18 protein-coding genes are annotated in these 16,897 nt (G+C 62.9%); 13 read left to right on the top strand and 5 right to left on the bottom strand.

The annotated features are described in order from the left end of the window. Nucleotides 1-12: 12 nt before the first annotated feature. Entirely contained in the window at nucleotides 13-759 is a 747-nt protein-coding gene (locus ABIE49_RS06665; RefSeq protein WP_192734130.1) for an EF-hand domain-containing protein, read from the bottom strand. 259 nt (nucleotides 760-1,018) lie between these two features. On the opposite strand from ABIE49_RS06665, the gene rpe reads away from it, so the two are divergent. The 7 genes from rpe to ABIE49_RS06700 all read left to right on the top strand — a co-directional run bounded on the left by rpe (nucleotide 1,019) and on the right by ABIE49_RS06700 (nucleotide 10,125). Next, the gene (gene rpe, locus ABIE49_RS06670) at nucleotides 1,019-1,720 is read left to right on the top strand and encodes a ribulose-phosphate 3-epimerase (protein ID WP_192734131.1); all 702 of its coding nucleotides are present in this window, start codon (nucleotides 1,019-1,021) and stop codon (nucleotides 1,718-1,720) included. A 376-nt stretch (nucleotides 1,721-2,096) separates the two neighbouring features. Then, nucleotides 2,097-3,023 (top strand): formylglycine-generating enzyme family protein, encoded by a 927-nt coding sequence (locus ABIE49_RS06675; protein WP_192734132.1) that lies wholly within the window; start codon nucleotides 2,097-2,099, stop codon nucleotides 3,021-3,023. A gap of 101 nt (nucleotides 3,024-3,124) precedes the next feature. Beyond that, nucleotides 3,125-5,608, top strand: coding sequence for an arylsulfatase (locus ABIE49_RS06680; protein ID WP_192734275.1), 2,484 nt, complete (start codon nucleotides 3,125-3,127; stop codon nucleotides 5,606-5,608). A gap of 215 nt (nucleotides 5,609-5,823) precedes the next feature. Further along, nucleotides 5,824-6,834 carry an HAD family hydrolase gene (locus ABIE49_RS06685; RefSeq protein ID WP_192734133.1) on the top strand — a complete coding sequence of 337 codons (1,011 nt, stop codon included), beginning with the start codon at nucleotides 5,824-5,826 and terminating at the stop codon, nucleotides 6,832-6,834. 48 nt (nucleotides 6,835-6,882) lie between these two features. After that, nucleotides 6,883-9,435: an arylsulfatase gene (locus ABIE49_RS06690; RefSeq protein WP_192734134.1), complete on the top strand. Its 2,553-nt coding sequence runs from the start codon at nucleotides 6,883-6,885 to the stop codon at nucleotides 9,433-9,435. Then, nucleotides 9,432-9,833, top strand: a complete 402-nt coding sequence (locus ABIE49_RS06695; RefSeq protein ID WP_192734135.1) for a hypothetical protein — start codon at nucleotides 9,432-9,434, stop codon at nucleotides 9,831-9,833. The genes ABIE49_RS06690 and ABIE49_RS06695 overlap by 4 nt, the downstream gene beginning before the upstream one ends. A gap of 34 nt (nucleotides 9,834-9,867) precedes the next feature. Continuing rightward, nucleotides 9,868-10,125, top strand: coding sequence for a hypothetical protein (locus ABIE49_RS06700; RefSeq protein WP_192734136.1), 258 nt, complete (start codon nucleotides 9,868-9,870; stop codon nucleotides 10,123-10,125). Nucleotides 10,126-10,263: 138 nt separating this feature from the next. Here ABIE49_RS06700 and ABIE49_RS06705 read toward each other — a convergent pair whose 3' ends face one another. After that, a complete protein-coding gene (locus ABIE49_RS06705; protein ID WP_192734137.1) occupies nucleotides 10,264-10,557 on the bottom strand; it encodes an antibiotic biosynthesis monooxygenase in 294 nt (97 codons plus the stop codon). Nucleotides 10,558-10,681: 124 nt separating this feature from the next. On the opposite strand from ABIE49_RS06705, the gene ABIE49_RS06710 reads away from it, so the two are divergent. From ABIE49_RS06710 to ABIE49_RS06730, 5 genes are all read left to right on the top strand, one after another. Then, nucleotides 10,682-11,233, top strand: a complete 552-nt coding sequence (locus tag ABIE49_RS06710; RefSeq protein WP_192734138.1) for a hypothetical protein — start codon at nucleotides 10,682-10,684, stop codon at nucleotides 11,231-11,233. Between the two features lie 70 nt (nucleotides 11,234-11,303). Further along, entirely contained in the window at nucleotides 11,304-11,888 is a 585-nt protein-coding gene (locus ABIE49_RS06715; RefSeq protein WP_192734139.1) for a hypothetical protein, read from the top strand. Between the two features lie 116 nt (nucleotides 11,889-12,004). Then, on the top strand, nucleotides 12,005-12,457 hold the full coding sequence (locus tag ABIE49_RS06720; RefSeq protein ID WP_192734140.1) for a hypothetical protein: 453 nt from the start codon (nucleotides 12,005-12,007) through the stop codon (nucleotides 12,455-12,457). A 331-nt stretch (nucleotides 12,458-12,788) separates the two neighbouring features. After that, on the top strand, nucleotides 12,789-12,974 hold the full coding sequence (locus tag ABIE49_RS06725) for a hypothetical protein (RefSeq protein ID WP_192734141.1): 186 nt from the start codon (nucleotides 12,789-12,791) through the stop codon (nucleotides 12,972-12,974). Nucleotides 12,975-13,079: 105 nt separating this feature from the next. Continuing rightward, entirely contained in the window at nucleotides 13,080-13,256 is a 177-nt protein-coding gene (locus tag ABIE49_RS06730; RefSeq protein ID WP_192734142.1) for a hypothetical protein, read from the top strand. Nucleotides 13,257-13,304: 48 nt separating this feature from the next. On the opposite strand, the gene ABIE49_RS06735 is transcribed toward ABIE49_RS06730, so the two are convergent. Continuing rightward, the gene (locus ABIE49_RS06735; RefSeq protein ID WP_354067414.1) at nucleotides 13,305-13,574 is read right to left on the bottom strand and encodes an Atu4866 domain-containing protein; all 270 of its coding nucleotides are present in this window, start codon (nucleotides 13,572-13,574) and stop codon (nucleotides 13,305-13,307) included. A 122-nt stretch (nucleotides 13,575-13,696) separates the two neighbouring features. Next, the gene (locus tag ABIE49_RS06740; protein ID WP_192734143.1) at nucleotides 13,697-14,422 is read right to left on the bottom strand and encodes an SDR family oxidoreductase; all 726 of its coding nucleotides are present in this window, start codon (nucleotides 14,420-14,422) and stop codon (nucleotides 13,697-13,699) included. 122 nt (nucleotides 14,423-14,544) lie between these two features. On the opposite strand from ABIE49_RS06740, the gene ABIE49_RS06745 reads away from it, so the two are divergent. Continuing rightward, nucleotides 14,545-15,435 (top strand): LysR family transcriptional regulator, encoded by an 891-nt coding sequence (locus ABIE49_RS06745; RefSeq protein ID WP_192734144.1) that lies wholly within the window; start codon nucleotides 14,545-14,547, stop codon nucleotides 15,433-15,435. Between the two features lie 4 nt (nucleotides 15,436-15,439). On the opposite strand, the gene ABIE49_RS06750 is transcribed toward ABIE49_RS06745, so the two are convergent. Then, a complete protein-coding gene (locus ABIE49_RS06750; protein WP_192734145.1) occupies nucleotides 15,440-16,894 on the bottom strand; it encodes a protein kinase domain-containing protein in 1,455 nt (484 codons plus the stop codon). Nucleotides 16,895-16,897 lie beyond the last annotated feature (3 nt).

Here is a 16,897-nt window from a genome sequence, read left to right on the forward strand (position 1 = left end):
CGGGTCTCTTGTTTAGGCGCTGAGCGAGATCGATGCGGTGGCCGAGGCTGAAATCGCCTGTGCCTGACGCTGGATCATCTTCTCGATGATATTATACGACGATGTCGCGGCACTCGAAGCGCTCGCCGATGCGGCCGACGTCATCGTGACCTTGGAACCGTCCGCATAGGTCAGCGATGTCGTGACCGAACCGTCGCTGTTGGTGACGGACGTACTGGATGCGCCCTGCAGCGCCTGCATCAGGGGATCGGAATTCGATCCGTTCTCGCCGGAACCGCCGGCGCGATGGTGGCGGCCCTTGCCGCCCTTCAGCGCCGATGCCAGTTCGCCGAGGCTGACCGAGCCGTCGCCGTCCTTGTCGAGCTTGCCGAAGACGCTGTCGGCATTATCCGAATTGGTGCCGCCGGCGCCCAGCGCATCGTTGAATTCCGATTTGGTGATCTTGCCGTCGCCATTGCCATCGATCTGCGAGAACAGGCTCTTGAGCGAGTCCGAGCGGCTCGAGGACACCTGTGATGTCGATCCGGTCGACGACTGGCTTTGCGCAGCCAGCAGCGCGCTCATGGTTGCCGGCGAGATCTGCGAGCCGCCGCTACCTCCGGCGCTGCTGCTTGAGCCGGTCGAGGCCGAGGCACTCGCGAAAGAGTCGAACAGGCTTGTCTTGGCAGTTCCGGTGGCTTTTGCGGACGACGACTTCGAGGAAGTAAGCGCCTGCAGGGCATCGATCGCCGATGACGCGGCACCAAGAGCAAGCAACATGACAGAACCCCAACAACGCCGCTCAGCGCGGCCCCTCGTTCATGCCGGTTTCTCAGCAAGCGCCATGCCACGGCGAGAAACCCAACAAATCAGCGGTTTTCCTGATCCTGCCCGGTCCGCAGAGGTGGGAACCTGCCCGGCAATAGCTGCCCGCCGCGGCAGATTTTTCCGCCTGGCCGGAGTCATTGCAGCCGCATTGCCCCCGGCCGCGCTGCATGATACGCGGGGCTAATCCGTCCCTTGTGCATCGGGAGCGCACATGTCCCAGCAATTTGCGTCGCGTCCGCTCATCATTGCCCCGTCGATCCTGGCTTCGGATTTCTCCAGGCTGGGCGAGGAAGTCCGCGCGGTGGACACCGCCGGCGCCGACTGGATCCATCTCGACGTGATGGACGGGCACTTCGTGCCGAATATTTCCTACGGGCCCGACGTCATCAAGGCGATGCGCCCGCATACCAAGAAAATCTTCGACGCGCATTTGATGATCGCCCCCTGCGATCCCTATCTCGAAGCCTTCGCCAAGGCGGGCTGCGACCAGATCACGGTTCACGCCGAGGCCGGTCCGCATCTGCACCGCTCGCTGCAGGCGATCCGCGCGCTCGGCAAGAAGGCCGGCGTCTCGCTCAATCCGGGCACGCCTGTCAGCGCGATCGAATACGTCATCGACCTGATCGACCTCGTGCTCGTCATGTCGGTCAATCCCGGCTTCGGCGGCCAGGCCTTCATCCGCTCGGCGCTCGGCAAGGTCCGCGACATCAGGGCGATGACCGCGGGCCGTCCGATCGATATCGAGGTCGACGGCGGCGTCGGTCCTGACGTCGCGGGCGAACTCGCCGCCGCCGGCGCCAACGCGCTGGTCGCGGGCTCCGCGGTGTTCAAGGGCGGCACCGTGGAGGCCTACAAGACCAACATATCAGCGATCCGCAATGCAGCGGCGATGGCGCGCGGCGAAGCGATCTAGAAACAGGCGCCGTTTCTGCTGCTGCCAATTCGTAGGCTGGGCAAAGGCGCGCTCGCCGTGCCCACCATCCTTCGTGTCGCGCGCGGAGCCTGTCATCAGGCGCGCATTCGCGCGCCCGTTGGCTTTATCCTCCACGATTTCTCGATTAGGCTGAGGACTCCAAGCATCCGAGAAAAGGGTGCTTGCCTTGGCTTCAAGAAGCGAACTTGACTTAAATCAACGTTCCCTTGCCCACACTCGATAAATTGGCCTTTGACGGCGATCAACTGTCCCTTTCACGTAACGGCGCTTCTGCGAATACGTAGCGTTGCTAGAGAGGCGTACGGCGATGCACGGCTCCGCGGCAAGCGACCCTTCCGATCCTTTGATTGACGGCATGCTGCGCGTTCCCGGCGGCACATTCCGCATGGGATCGGACCGGCACTATCCGGAGGAAGCGCCGGCTCATCACGTGACGGTCGATGAATTCTTTATCGACCGTACGCCGGTCACCAACCGGCAATTCAAGGAATTCGTACGCGCGACCGGCCATGTCACGTCAGCCGAAATCCCGCCCGATCCGAAAGACTATCCGGGCGCCCTGCCCCACATGCTCTATGCGGGGTCGCTGGTGTTCTCGCCGCCCGCGCGGGCCGTCAACCTGAGCGACTGGAGCCAGTGGTGGCAGTTCATGAAGGGCGCCGACTGGCGGCACCCCTATGGCCCCAAAAGCAATATCAACGTGCTCGATCATCATCCCGTCGTGCACGTCGCCTATTCCGATGCGCTGGCCTATGCGCGCTGGGCCGGCAAGGACCTGCCGACCGAGGCGGAATGGGAATTCGCCGCGCGCGGCGGATTGAACGAGGCCGAATACGCCTGGGGCGACGAATTCACCCCCGGTGGTCAGCATTATGCCAACACCTGGCAAGGCGAATTCCCCGCACAAAATCTCCGCAACGATGGATTCGACCGCACCTCGCCGGTCACGGCCTTTCCGCCGAACGGCTACGGCATCCACGACATGATCGGCAATGTCTGGGAGTGGACGTCCGACTGGTATTCGCAAAAGCATGAAGCGGACGCCCCGAAGGCGTGCTGCATTCCCGAAAATCCCCGCGGCGGCCGCGAGGACGCAAGCTTCGATCCCCGTCAGCCGCAAATCCTGATTCCGCGAAAAGTCCTGAAAGGCGGCTCGCATCTCTGTGCGCCGAATTATTGCCGCCGCTATCGGCCTGCCGCGCGCCATGCGGAGGCGATCGATACGTCCACGAGCCACGTCGGATTTCGGTGCGTCACCAGGAAGAAGGAGAAGATGTCATGAGTGAAGACCAAAAGGTCGACAAGCGCGACGATGGCGACGCTTCCACGGGACTAAACCGCAGCGATCCATTGGCGAGCGGCAGCTCGTTGCTGGCCGCATCGATGCTGGTGGCCGCGTTCTTGAGCTCGACGGCTGTAGGGGCCTTCGCCCAACAGCAGACGACCGGCGTGCCCGGCTCGCCCGCAGCCACCACGACGATCGATGGTCGCTATCTGCCACCCCCACCGGCGCCATTCCAGGGCCAGATCAACCTGAATGCCCTGCAATCGAAGGCGGCCTGGCCGGCGCGCGTGGTGCCGCCGAAGGACGCGCCGAACATCCTCTTGATCATGACCGACGACGTTGGCTTCAGCGCCCCCTCCACCTTCGGCGGAGTCATCCCGACGCCGACCCTGGATCGGATCGCGGCAAACGGGCTGCGCTACACGAATTTCCACACCACGTCGCTGTGCTCACCGACACGCGCCGCCCTGATCACCGGCCACAACCACCACTCCTCGGGGTTTGGCGTGATCTCGGAGCAGGCCACCGGATTCCCCGGCTACAACAGCGTCCTTCCGAAGACCACCGCCACCATCGGCCGCATTTTGCTGGAGAACGGTTACCGCACCTCGTGGTTCGGAAAGGATCACAACACGCCGACCTACCAGACCAGCCAAGCCGGCCCGTTCGACCAATGGCCCACCGGAATGGGATTCGAATACTTCTACGGCTTCTTGGGGGGTGACAGCAGCCAATGGACGCCGATGCTCTACCGCAATACGACGCTGATCGCGCCGTTTGAGGGACGTCCGGAGTGGAACCTGATCACCGCCATGGCCGATGAGGCCATCAGTTGGGTGGATAGATTGAACTCGATCGATCCGTCGATGCCGTTCCTTCTGTACTACGTTCCGGGTGGCACGCATGCGCCGCATCATCCCACGCCGGAATGGGTCAAGAAGGCCACCGATCTTCACCTGTTTGATAAAGGCTACAACGAGCTCCGCGACCAGATCCTCGCAAACCAGAAGAAGCTCGGCGTGGTGCCCCAGGACACCAAGTTGACGGCCTGGCCTGATGACCTGCTGAAGAAATGGGACGTGCTGTCGGCCGACGAGAAGAAGTTGTTTATCCGCCAGGCCGACGTTTACGCCGCGTATCTGATGTACACCGACCACGAAATCGGCCGCGTGGTCCAGAAGGTGCAGGATATGGGCAAGCTCGATAACACGCTCATCATCTTCATCAGCGGCGACAATGGTGCGAGCGCGGAAGGAACGGTGAACGGCACGTTCGCAGAACTCGTACCGTTTAACGGCATCAACCCGACGGTCGCCGAAAATCTGAAGTTCTACGACGCCTGGGGAAGCAACGAAACATACCCGCACTACGCGGTTCCGTGGGCCTGGGCATTTGACACGCCATTCAAGTGGACGAAGCAGATTCCGTCGTACTTTGGCGGCACGCGCAACGGCATGGCGATCTCCTGGCCGGCGCGTATCGCTGACAAGGGCGGCGTTCGCTGGCAATTCCACCACGTGATCGACGTTGTGCCGACGATCCTGGAGGCAACGGGCATTCCCGCACCGGTCATGGTCGATGGCATCGCGCAAAAGCCGATCGAGGGCGTCAGTCTTGCCTACACCTTCGACAAGGCGAACGCCGATGCCCCGACGCGGCACCGCACGCAATACTTCGAGATGATGGGCGTGCAGGGTCTGTACAACGACGGCTGGATGCTGAGCGCGGTTCCGATTCGTGCACCATGGGATCTGGCCGGCAAGGCGGTCGACGACCCCGCCAGCGCCTTCAAATTCGAGCTGTATGACGTGAGCAAGGACTGGTCGCAGACCACTGATGTAGCCGCCGCCAATCCGCGCAAAGTGCAGGAGATGAGGGACCTGATGTTCGGCGAGTTCGCCAAGTACCAGGTGCTGCCGCTGGATGCTTCGGCGGCGACGCGGCTGGCTTCGGCGCGTCCCTCGGTAACAGCGGGACGGAAGGAGTTTACCTACTCGACGCCGATAACCGGGCTGCCCGGCCCGGTGGCGCCGCAACTTCTCAACACGTCCTACACCATCACCGCGGATGTCGAGGTGCCCCAAGGCGGCGGCGACGGGTCAATCGTTGCTCAAGGCGGGCGGTTCGGCGGTTATGGGATGTACCTTGTGAAAGGCAAGCCCGTGGTCACCTGGAACCTGCTCGGTATGGGCCGTGTCCGCTGGGAAGGCCAGCAAGCGCTTTCGCCCGGCAAGCATACCATCGCGTTTGACTTCAAGTACGACGGTCTCGGCTTCGCTACGCTTGCCTTCAACAACATGAGCGGCATCGGCCGTAGCGGCAACGGCACGTTGACGGTGGATGGCAAGGTCGTTGCGACGCAGAAAATGGAACGCACCGTGCCGTTAATCTTGCCAGTCGACGAAACCTTCGATGTCGGCTCGAAGACCGGTACGCCGATCGATGACCGCGACTATCAAGTCCCGTTCAAGTTCACAGGCAAGATCAACAAGGTGACGATCGCTGTGGAGCCACCAAAACTGACGACAGAGGACGAGAAGAAGCTGGCCGATGCAAATCGCGCCGCGCAGGACGCGAAGTAGCTGGCACGCCATCGCGCAGCCGATGGATGGATACCCCCGGCTGCCGCGAAAGTCGGCGACCTGAAGGAGAAGACCAAAGTCGCGATGAAGGCTGCCCAAGCGCACAATCAATAGGCGAAGGCGGCAATCAGGCTGGTGCCCCTAGGTTGGGGCACCGGTCAGAGCCGCCCTCTTGAGAACGCCCTCGCGGCACGTCATCACTGGAGTGAAACGCGATGTTGACGCTCAACCGCCGGATGCTGCTCTCGACCCTGGCTGCAAGTGCGGTCCTGGCGGGACCGCTGCGCCCGCAGTCCGGATGGGCGCAGACGAATTCCTTGCCTTCATGGAACGACGGTCCGGCCAAGGCATCCATTGTGGATTTCGTCGCCCGGGTGACCGCGCAAGGCGGTCCGGACTTCGTGCCGGTAGATCAGCGTATCGCCGCCTTCGACAATGACGGCACGCTTTGGTGCGAGCAGCCGATGTACGTCCAGCTCGCCTTCATCCTCGACCGCGTCAAGGCGATGGTGCCGCTGCATCCGGAATGGAAGGACACCCAGCCGTTCAAGGCGGTGCTCGAGGGCGATCTGAGGGCGTTGGCGGCATCCGGCGAACGCGGGATGGTGGAGCTCGGCATGGCGACCCATGCCGGCATGACGACGGCAGAATTCGAAAAGATCGTCTCCGACTGGCTCGCAACCGCGCGCCATCCGCGTTTCAAGCGGCCCTACACCGAGATCGTCTACCAGCCGATGCTGGAGTTGCTGGCCTATCTGCGCGCCAACGGCTTCAAGACCTTCATCGTCTCGGGCGGCGGCATCGAGTTCATGCGTCCGTGGAGCGAAAAGGTCTATGGCGTGCCCCCTGAACAAGTCGTCGGCTCGTCGATCAAGACCAGGTTCGAGATGCGCGACAGCGCGCCGGTGCTGTTCCGCCTACCGCAGGTCAACTTCATCGACGATGGCCCAGGCAAGCCAGTAGGGATCAACGAGCACATCGGCCGCCGCGCGATCGCCGCGTTCGGCAATTCCGATGGTGACCTCGAAATGCTGCAATGGACGACGCTGAGCGGAGGTGTCCGCCTCGGCCTGATCGTCCATCACACGGATGCGGATCGCGAATATGCCTATGACCGCCAGTCCCATTTCGGGAAGCTCGACAGGGCGCTGGACGCCGCCGCGCTCAACAAATGGACGGTCGTCGACATGAAGAGGGATTGGAAGCGCATTTTCGCTTTCGAGTAGGTCCGCATGCCAAGGACCAAGACGTAACTGGGAAGAGGAGCACTTCACATGCGCTTTCGTCGTGATGTCCTGCAAACCAGCAGCGTGGTCGTCCTCCTTCTGGGTCTCACCGCGTTTTCCGGACCCGCGAGCGCGCAAGTGGTGACGGGAGAGCTGGGCACGCCCGGCGCCACCACCACCATCGACGGAAAACAAATTCCGCCGCCGCCGTCCCCATTCGGCGGGGAGATCAAGGAGAAGGCATCGGAGTCAAAACCGTGGTGGGCGCCGCGCGTGGTGCCGCCGAAGGGCGCACCCAACGTCTTGCTCATCATGACCGACGATGCCGGCTTCGGTGCACCGGGGACGTTCGGCGGCGTGATTCCGACCCCTGCCCTCGACCGCATCGCCGCACAGGGGCTGCGTTACACCAATTTCCATTCCACCGCGCTCTGCTCGCCGACACGGGCGGCGCTGATCACGGGACGCAACCATCACTCGGTGGGCGCCGGGGTGGTGGGCGAAATATCGACGGGTTACCCGGGTTACGACTCGATCATCCCGGCTGACAAAGGCACCATCGGCACGATCCTGAAGGCGAATGGGTACGCCACCTCCTGGTTCGGCAAGAACCACAACACGCCGTCCTACCAGTCGAGCCAGGCCGGGCCGTTCGAACAATGGCCCAACGGCATGGGCTTCGAATATTTTTACGGCTTCGTTGGCGGCGATGCCAGCCAGTGGCAGCCCAACCTATACCGCAATACGACGGCCATCTACCCATTCCAGGGCAATCCGGACTGGAATCTGACGACGGCAATGGCCGACGAGGCCATCCAGCACATGAAGCAGCTCAAGGAGCTCGCGCCGGAGAAACCGTTCTTTGTCTATTACGTGCCTGGCGGCACGCATTCGCCGCATCATCCGACGCCGGAGTGGATCAAGAAGATCGGCGATATGCACTTGTTCGATGAAGGGTGGAACAAGCTGCGCGAAACCATCTTCGCCAACCAGAAGCGGCTCGGCATCATGCCCGACTACGCCAAGCTGACGCCGTGGCCGAAAGAACTTCCGGAATGGGATTCCGTCGGTGCGCTGGAGAAGAAGCTCTTCATCAAGCAAGCCGACATCTATGGAGCTTATCTCGCCTACACCGACCATGAGATCGGCCGGGTGATCCAGGCGGTCGAAGACCTCGGCCAGGCCGACAACACGCTGATCATCTACATCAGCGGCGACAATGGCGCGAGCGCGGAAGGCATGCTCAACGGCACGCCGAACGAGTTCACGACCTTCAACGGCATCCCTGTGCCGGTGAAAGCCCAGTCCCTCTGGTACCCGTTCTGGGGATCGGACAAGACGTTCCCGCACTTCGCAGCCCCTTGGGCGTGGGCGATGAGCACGCCGTTCAAGTGGGTGAAACAGGTGCCGTCGCACTTCGGCGGGACCAAGCAGGGTATGGCCATCTCCTGGCCCGGCCACATCAACGACAAGGGCGGCATCCGCCGCCAGTTCCACCACGTCATCGACATCGTCCCGACCATCCTCGAGGTGACCGGCATCCCGCAACCCGAAATGGTCAACGGCATCAAGCAAAGTCCCATCGAGGGGATCAGCCTGAAGTATTCATGGGACAAGGCCAACGCCGACACGGCGACCCGGCACACGACGCAGTATTTCGAGATGCTCGGCAATCGCGCCATCTACAAAGACGATTGGGTCGCGGCCACGACGCCGGTGACCCAGCCGTGGGTGCTCAGTACCGCCCCGCCGCCGGATGTCAGCGCCTACAAGTGGGAGCTTTACAACGTCAAGGAGGACCCAACCCAGTTCAACGACCTCGCCACGCAGATGCCGGACAAGGTCAAGGAGTTGCAGGCGGTGTTCGATGCGGAAGCGAAGAAGTACAACGTGCTGCCGCTCGATAATTCGACGCTGCTGCGCTGGAATACGCCGCGCCCGAACCTCACGGCCGGGCGAACGATCTTCACCTATGCGGGTGAACTGACCGGCGTCCCCCCCAGCGCTTCGCCGAATATTCTCAACAAATCCTACACCATCACGGCCGATGTCGATATTCCCCAAGGCGGTGCGGAAGGCATGATCGTCACCGAAGGCGGGCGCTTCGGCGGCTACGGTCTGTTCCTGAGCAAAGGTGTGGCGGGCATTCGATCGGGCAAACCGGTGTTCATCTACAACCTGCTTAACCTCAAGCGCACGGTATGGTCGGGACCGGAGTTGAGCGCCGGCAAGCACACCATCGTCTTCGACTTCAAGTCGGATAGTCCGGAGTTGGGCAAGGGAGGAACCGGTGTGCTCTCCGTGGACGGCAAGGAAGTGGACCGGAAGTCCATGGAGCACAGCATACCGGTCACGTTCCCTGAGGATGAAAGCTTCGACATCGGCCAGGACACCCGCACGGGAGTGGCGATGCTGCAATATCGCTACGATCCCCCGTTCAAGTTCACCGGCAAGATCAACAAGCTCACGTTCAAGCTCGCACCGCATGTTCAGGCCGTCGCGCAGTCCAAAGCAGAATTGGGGCCTATGCAAGCGCCGGAGCCGGATCCGATTGAACAACCGGGCAACACCAAACAGCCAGTATCGAAGGCACGAAAATGAATGGGACGCCGAGGCCGCTCCTTTCAGTGATGGGCGCGGCCGAGGCGGCGACCGGCCTGGCGCTGGCGACAGCGCCGTCCTTGCTTGTGGAATTACTGCTGGGCGCAATGCCCGGCACGGCTGCTGGCGTCACGGTCAGCCGCGTAGCCGGCGTCGCGCTGCTTGCGCTCGGTGTAGCGTGCTGGCTTGCGCGGCAAGATTCAGCCGGCCGTGCCGCACGAGGATTGATCGCGGCCATGCTGCTCTACAACGCGGCTGTGGTCGCGATCCTGGTTCTGGCGTGGGCCAACCAGGGGATGTCCGGCATCGCCTTGTGGCCGGTGGTGCTGGCCCACGCGGCACTGGCGGTCTGGTGCGTCGTGACACTGTCGGCCGCCAGCAAGGAAAAACGATCCTAGACGAAGCCTGTCCTACCAACTTGAGGAGATGAACATGAAGCTGTCGATCGCGTTATCAGGGCTACTCGTTACCGGGTTCCTGGCCGCAAGCACGGAGCAAGCCAGCGCTGTGGTGTACTGCCAATACGTCGCCTATCCCGCCGGCTGCGTCGTACGGCCCGGCGTCGTGCTGCGGCCGCGGCCGGTCGCGCGGGCGGTGGTGACTCCCGGCGTCGGCGCCGTTGGCGTTGGAGTACGACGCGGGACACCGCTCAATCGCGGCGGTCCGGTCAACCGTGTCGGCCGGCGCTGAGAGAAAGGCGCCGCGTCCCGAATATCGCTTGATCTGGCGACGTCCGCTTCTGGGGCACTTTTCGGAAGTGCTGCAGTGTCCGACTTCAGTCCGCGCACCAAGGCGGACGTCCGCGCCCGAACTTTATGGGTTCACGCCCTAGGCCAGCGTATGGACGATCACCGGTCCGGCAACCGCCGTCGCGGGTCCGGTGAGCAAAGGCGTCAGGTTCTGCTCGATCCACGCGATCCCGCGCCGGTTCGACTCCTCGGCGCCTGCGTAATTGTTGAAGATGCTGATCGCGGTCACGGTGTCGTCCGGCGCATAGACCACGTAGTAGGCCATGAAACCTTCGACATCACTGATGATCGGGATGGCGCCTTCCTTGATCCTGCGTGCCAGTTCTTCGGCCATGCCGGTCTTTGCCTTGCCCTGACGAATGGCGGCATACATGGGAGACCCTCCTTCACCGGTAGCAGACGCCCCACGCCGCATATTACGCCATCCCCGGCGACCGCGCCATCCAACGTTGCGTTCCGAACCATCCTTGTACCGCAAGCGACCAACGGGCATGAGCATGGATGAAATTCGATCGACGCTGTTTTCCGCGAAGCTGCGGCGGCTGCTTGCCGAGGCACTGCAACGCGGCGAACGCGTGCTCTGGCAGGGCCAGCCCGACGCTGTCGCCGACATGATGATGTGGCGGTTTCTGTGGTGGATCGGATTCCCATGGCTGACGCTCGCCGTCGTCGCTACCGCCAAAGGCTGGATCGATCAATCGGCGGTGTTCTTTCTGCTGTCCGGCGTCATGATGATCGCCGCACCCCTGGTGATGGTGCTGTACGATTGGCAGACGCTATGCGTGATCACCAATCGCCGGGCGCTGATTTTGCGCACGGCCTGGGGCAAGCCGACCGTCAAGGGCACCTCGTTCGAGGACATGGACGCGACATTCGAAATCCTCGACATTGGCCGCGGCGCAGGCCACCTGAATTTCGCGTCCGGTGTTTCGACCCGGTCGCCCGATACCGACTACACCGGCCGCTATGGGTTTCGTTGCATTCGAAATCCCTCCGCCGTGCGGGACATTCTCGAGCACGCACGTAGCGGAAACACACAGCGCGACTAGCGTCTGCGCCCAATCCCGCTTGCGAACAATACGGTCCGAACCATTCCTGCCCCGCAAGCGACCAATGGGCATGAGCATTGATGAAATCCGATCGACGTTGTTTACCGCGAAGCTGCGATGGCTGCTGGGCCAGGCGCTGCAACGCGGCGAGCGCGTGCTGTGGCAGGGGCAGCCCGATGGCGTTGCCCGCATGATGCTTTGGCGATTTCTGTGGTGGATCGGAATTCCCTGGCTGGCTCTCGTCGCGATTGCGGTCACCAGGGGCTGGATCGCCGAATCGGCCATGTTTCTCCTGGTGCTCGGGTTGGCGATGGTGGGCGCACCCCTGCTGGTGCTGCTGCACGACCTGCAGACGCTGTACGTGATCACAAATCGCCGCGCGCTGATCGTGCGTACCTTCGGCAAGCCAACCGTGACCGACACCTTGTTCAGCGATATGGACCCGACCTTCGAGATCCTCGACATTGGCCGCGGCCCCTGCGCCCTGTATTTCGCGTCCGGCATTTCGCCCCGTGCTGCCGATACCGATCACACCGGCCATTACGGGTTTCACTGCATTCGAGACGCCGTAGCGGTGCGCGATATCCTCGAGCGTTTACGTCGCGAAGACGCGGCCCGGTCGGCTGGCACCTCCCTGGGTTCCGCTCGCGGCTGATGGAACCCAAAGCGTCATCGTCTTGACCATGAAGCTTCATCGTCTGGCCACGAAGCTTCATGGTCTGGCCATAAAGCCGGAACACCGTCGATCCCTGACATTCGACGGACCCAGCCATGACCAAAGCCCTCACCGCGGCCGCCATGATCCTGCTGCTTGCGCCCTCCGTAGCCTTTGCGCAGCACCGGGCTGGCGACGCCGCATTGGGTGCGGTGTCGGGCGCCGTGGTGCTGGGGCCGATTGGCGCAGTCGCCGGCGCCTTCATCGGCTATTCGGCGGGACCGTCGATCGCACGGTCCATGGGCATTGATCGATCCGGATCGCAGCGTCCGCGCCGGCAAGCCTCGAAAGAGCGCGTGCGTGGCGCGCGAGCGGAAGTTGTTCGCGAAACCAGGCCCGCCGCCGCGCGCGTCGAAAAAGATGCGCGTGTCGCGACGACCAGGAACGAAGCCAGCAATGCAGCGCCGAGCGCGAGGCCATCGCCGCCTGCGACAATGACATCGGCGCCTGCGGCGACGACAGCAGCGCCTGCGGCAACGTCACTACCGCCTGTGCAGACACTCGAGTGAGTCCGGCGCGTAGCTAACGTCGACAATCCGCTGGCTCGCGAACAATTCCGTTGCGTAGGTTACGCACCGCACCTGCAGCAATTCATATTGCGCCGCCGCATGCACAAACTTCGTGCGGCCTACCGTAGAAGTCCGGTCTTCACGGATTCAAGCAAATCACGCACAACGCGCTTCCGAATTCGCGGAGGGCGGCATCATGACGATGACATTTGTCTGGACCGGCGTGGCGTTGTGGTTGGCCCTGAATGCAGCCGTCACCGTTTGCCTGGTAGCGGCAGAGCCCGGCAACAAGCGGCGAACAAACAATCGCGCTCCCCGCTGGATGTGAACCATGGGCGCGGTCGCCAGGCGACTGGTGAGGCGCAAGCGCCTGATCGCGCGGCGCCCGCGTCCCGATCTCGAATTCTTCTTCAGCCGGTATGAGCGGCGCCGGCCGGCGATGGACCGTCTCGACAGCGGTTCCCGGTCCGATCTTTACGAATTGGAAAGCCGGACGCGGTTACAGGATCGCCGCTAAACACCGTTCCCCCAAGTCGAAGCCTGTTCGCATTTTTTTTGCGCCGTGCGTGGGAACTGTTCGCTTAGCCTGAGAATATTACAGCCAAAGAATTTCGAGAGAGCCATGAATCCGCTTTGCCCAAGCTGTTTGAACGAGATGTCGAAGACGGCGTCGTCGCGCAACATGTTCCGTTGCGAACCCTGCCGCGAAATCATCCAGTTCTTCGACGTCTGGCAGGATCGCGACACCAAGCCGCCACGCGACGAGAAGCGCCCAATCGATCAGGTTCGCGCCGCCTGACGCCAGACGGCCCAAGCTGCTGTGCCGTCGGCGCTGATACGGAACTCGCTATTTCCTGCGATGCAAGATCATGCCGCCGTGATGCAGCACGCCGTCGATGAATTCGCCATCGGCGGTGAAACCGGTGTCGTCCCAGTAATCGATGTGGTTTCCCCTGATCTCATAGCGCCCCTGGTAGGCGCTCTCGCGATTGCCGCGGGCTTCGTCGTAGCGGCCGTTCGGAAGCAGATTGTGACGGATGTTCCCGTCGGCCGTGATCCACATGCCGGCATAGGTATGGTTTTGTGCCAGCTGGGCAGCAGATTTCTGTGAGTTCATCTGAGCAAGACCTTTCTCGAGGGGGAACACGAGCGCGCCGGCAAACAGCGCGATAGCGGCAAGCACGCAACTGCGCATTGGCGGTTGCCTGTGAAAACGAAAACCCATTTTTGCCTCCCTCCTTATTTGCAGGCTGTGGGCCGGATGACGATCTCGTTCACGTCGACATCGTCGGGCTGTTCGATGGCGAAGCGGACGGCGCGACCGATCGCGTCGGGCTGCAGCGCAATGGCCCGATAGGTCTTCATCGCTTCCGCCGCTACCGGATCGGTGATCGTGTCGGCCAACTCGCTCTCGACCACACCGGGATGAATGCAGGTGACGCGAATGTTGTCGTGTTCCTGCCTCAACCCGTCCGAGATCGCGCGCACCGCATATTTGGTCGCGCAATAGACCGCGGCCGTCGGCGATACCGAGAGCGCGCCGATCGATGCGATGTTGATGACATGGCCGGAGCCCCGGGACGTCATCTCCGGCAGCACCGCGGCTATGCCGTGCAGCACGCCCTTGATGTTGACGTCGACCATGCGATCCCACTCATCGACCTTCATCGAGGCCATCAGCGAAAGCGGCATGACGCCGGCATTGTTGACGATGACGTCGACGCGGCCCCAGGCCTCGCGCGCGCCTTCCGCAAACGCCGCGACATCGGCGCGGTCAGTGACGTCGACGCGGCGCGGCATGGCCTCCCCGCCGCTGGCCCTGATTTCCTCCGCGAGCGCGTCCAGCCGGTCGGTGCGACGTGCACCGAGCATGACCTTCGCGCCGGCGGCGCCGAGCTCCCGGGCGATGGCGGCGCCGATGCCGCTCGAAGCGCCCGTGACGAGGATGACTTTGTTGAGCGACATGTTTTGTCTTCTTCCTGGTTGAGTCTGCGAGCCGCCATTGAGCGGTTGCCAGGAAGCTAGATCTGCTCCACTGTCGTGAAAAGACGACCATTTCTTCCCAACATGGAAAGAAAATCTAACCAATGGAACCGGACCTCAACGCGCTGGCCGTCTTCGCCCTCGTGGCCGAGGAGCGGAGTTTTCGCGCGGCGGCCGACCGCCTGGGGGTCACGCGCTCGGCGGTCAGCCAGACCATCCGGCGGCTGGAGGAGACCCTCGGGATTGCACTGGTGCAGCGCACGACGCGCAGCGTCAGCCTGACCGAGGCCGGCGAACGCCTCTTTGCTGAGACCGCGCCCGCGATTGCGGAGATGCGCGCGGCGATCGAGACCACCGGGAACCTGCGCGGGCTGCCGCGCGGGCAGCTGCGGCTCGCCGTCTCATCGATCGCGGAGCGCTTTCTCGCAGGCCCGTTCCTTGCCGCCTTTGCCGAGGCCAATCCGCAGCTCCAGATCGACATCACCGTGACCGACGAGGAATTCGATATCGTCGCCGAGGGATACGATGCCGGCGTCAGGCTCGGCGAAGTGATCGAGCAGGACATGATCGCGGTGTCCGTCGCGGGTGACGAGCGCCAGCTTGCGGTTTGCGCGCCGGCGTACCGCGACCGGTTCGGGCTGCCTTCGCATCCGAGCGAGCTTGCAGGCCATCGCTGCATCGGCTGGCGCCCCGCGCCCAAGGTCGCGCCCTATCGCTGGGAGTTCGCCGAGCACGGCAAGGAGTTCAGCGTTGCCGTCGCACCCGAGATCACGACCAACGACATGGCGCTGATGATCAAGCTCGCCGTCGCCGGCTATGGCATCACCTTTGGCATGGAAGCGAGCTTTCGCGCCCCGATCGAGCGCGGCGAGCTCGTGTCCGTCCTGGAAGAGTATTGCCCGCGCTTCGCCGGCTTCTATTTGTATTATCCAAGCCGCCGCAACACGGCCCCGAAGCTGCGCGCGCTGATCGATCACGTCCAGCGCTTCAGATGAACCCTTAAGCCTCGATCGCCTTCGGCTTGCCGCCGCTTCTATCTTGCCGCTCCGCCGCCACGGCCGAGCGCGGCGGCCGCACCACGGTCACCGTGCAGGCCGCCTCGATCGCGACCTTGGCCGAGACGCTGCCCAGAAACGTCCGCATCATCGAATTCTGCCGCGCGCCGATCACGATATGGTCGACCTGATTGACCACTGTGAATTCCAGGATCGCGGATGCCGGATCGATCGCTTCCAGCACATGCACCGTGAGCCGGCTCTCGTCGAGTTTTAATGGCGAGGCCCAGTGCCGGAGCGCGACCAGCCGGTCGATGTGCTTGTTGTTGCCTTGCTCGTCGAGCGTCCGGTCGATGGTGATGCGGCCGAGTTTCAGCACGTTGATGCAGGCGAGCCGCGCCGACGGCAGCGTCGCCAGCAACTGTTCGACAGTGATGCGCAGGCACGCGTTGAGCGGTCCCGAACCTTCTTCGGTATCGATGGCGACCGCCACGATCGGCCCCGACGCCAGTTGCGCTGCGACATCCGATTTGGGTTTCGGCAGCGTCAGCCCGCGATTGAAGCGGCGGCGCCACACCGTGGTGATCGGATCGCGCTGGAGGCGCTCCGACCGCGCAGTGAGTGTGACCTGATCCGGATACGCCAGTTCGAACGCCAGTTGCGAGGCCGTCGGATGACGCCAGACCGGTTCGATTTCCAGGCAACGCAGCACGATTTCCTGCAGCCAAAGCGGATAATCCGGCCGCAATTGCCGCGGCGGATAGGGATCGCGCCACAGCCGCCGCTTCATGCCGCGCAGGGTCTCGCTTTCGCCGAACGGCCGCACGCCCGTCGTGAAGAAATACAGGAGCACGCCGAGTGAAAACAGATCGCTGCGCGGATCGTCGCGCACGCCGAGCAGGCGCTCCGGCGCCATGTAGGGCGCGGTGCCATAGGGCAGACGGAATTCTTCCTGCAAGAGATCAGGCAATTGAGTGTGATGCGACAGTCCGAAATCGATCAGCACCGCTTCGCCGCTCTCGCGAAACATGACGCTGCTTGGCTTGATGTCGTGATGGATGACGTTCTGCCGGTGCAGGTCGGCCAGCGCGGTGGCGATCTTGCCGGCGATCACCCTCGCCTCTTCATACGGGATCGGCAGATCGCCGAGCCGGTCATAGAGCGTTTTGCCGGGGATGCGCTCGATCACCACATAAGGCTGCCGGTCGAAATCGCCGGAGCCGAAACAAAGCGGCACGTGCGGGCCGGCGAGCCGCGGCACGATCATCTGCTCCATCTCGAAAGAGACGATCGCCGCCGGATCCTCGCCCTCGGAAATCCTCGGGATCTTCATCAGCAGCGGCACAGTGATGCCGGGATGGGTCACGCTCCACAGCGTCGCCATGCCGCCTTGATGGACGCGCTCGCCGATCGCAAACCCGTCGAGTTCGGCGCCCGGCTCAATCGAAGGCTTAGGCATCGC

This window comes from Bradyrhizobium sp. OAE829 (assembly GCF_040546575.1).
In the GTDB taxonomy this organism is placed as follows: domain Bacteria; phylum Pseudomonadota; class Alphaproteobacteria; order Rhizobiales; family Xanthobacteraceae; genus Bradyrhizobium.

Bases quoted from the DNA above. Each gene is read 5' to 3' on its own strand.
- ABIE49_RS06680 (WP_192734275.1), top strand. From the start codon at position 3,125: ATGCTGGTGGCCGCGTTCTTGAGCTCGACGGCTGTAGGGGCCTTCGCC.
- rpe (WP_192734131.1), top strand. From the start codon at position 1,019: ATGTCCCAGCAATTTGCGTCGCGTCCGCTCATCATTGCCCCGTCGATC.
- ABIE49_RS06730 (WP_192734142.1), top strand. From the start codon at position 13,080: ATGAATCCGCTTTGCCCAAGCTGTTTGAACGAGATGTCGAAGACGGCG.
- ABIE49_RS06675 (WP_192734132.1), top strand. From the start codon at position 2,097: ATGCTGCGCGTTCCCGGCGGCACATTCCGCATGGGATCGGACCGGCAC.
- ABIE49_RS06690 (WP_192734134.1), top strand. From the start codon at position 6,883: ATGCGCTTTCGTCGTGATGTCCTGCAAACCAGCAGCGTGGTCGTCCTC.
- ABIE49_RS06710 (WP_192734138.1), top strand. From the start codon at position 10,682: ATGGATGAAATTCGATCGACGCTGTTTTCCGCGAAGCTGCGGCGGCTG.
- ABIE49_RS06705 (WP_192734137.1), bottom strand. From the start codon at position 10,557: ATGTATGCCGCCATTCGTCAGGGCAAGGCAAAGACCGGCATGGCCGAA.
- ABIE49_RS06745 (WP_192734144.1), top strand. From the start codon at position 14,545: ATGGAACCGGACCTCAACGCGCTGGCCGTCTTCGCCCTCGTGGCCGAG.
- ABIE49_RS06750 (WP_192734145.1), bottom strand. From the start codon at position 16,894: ATGCCTAAGCCTTCGATTGAGCCGGGCGCCGAACTCGACGGGTTTGCG.
- ABIE49_RS06715 (WP_192734139.1), top strand. From the start codon at position 11,304: ATGAGCATTGATGAAATCCGATCGACGTTGTTTACCGCGAAGCTGCGA.
- ABIE49_RS06720 (WP_192734140.1), top strand. From the start codon at position 12,005: ATGACCAAAGCCCTCACCGCGGCCGCCATGATCCTGCTGCTTGCGCCC.
- ABIE49_RS06695 (WP_192734135.1), top strand. From the start codon at position 9,432: ATGAATGGGACGCCGAGGCCGCTCCTTTCAGTGATGGGCGCGGCCGAG.
- ABIE49_RS06735 (WP_354067414.1), bottom strand. From the start codon at position 13,574: ATGAACTCACAGAAATCTGCTGCCCAGCTGGCACAAAACCATACCTAT.
- ABIE49_RS06665 (WP_192734130.1), bottom strand. From the start codon at position 759: ATGTTGCTTGCTCTTGGTGCCGCGTCATCGGCGATCGATGCCCTGCAG.
- ABIE49_RS06700 (WP_192734136.1), top strand. From the start codon at position 9,868: ATGAAGCTGTCGATCGCGTTATCAGGGCTACTCGTTACCGGGTTCCTG.
- ABIE49_RS06685 (WP_192734133.1), top strand. From the start codon at position 5,824: ATGTTGACGCTCAACCGCCGGATGCTGCTCTCGACCCTGGCTGCAAGT.
- ABIE49_RS06725 (WP_192734141.1), top strand. From the start codon at position 12,789: ATGGGCGCGGTCGCCAGGCGACTGGTGAGGCGCAAGCGCCTGATCGCG.
- ABIE49_RS06740 (WP_192734143.1), bottom strand. From the start codon at position 14,422: ATGTCGCTCAACAAAGTCATCCTCGTCACGGGCGCTTCGAGCGGCATC.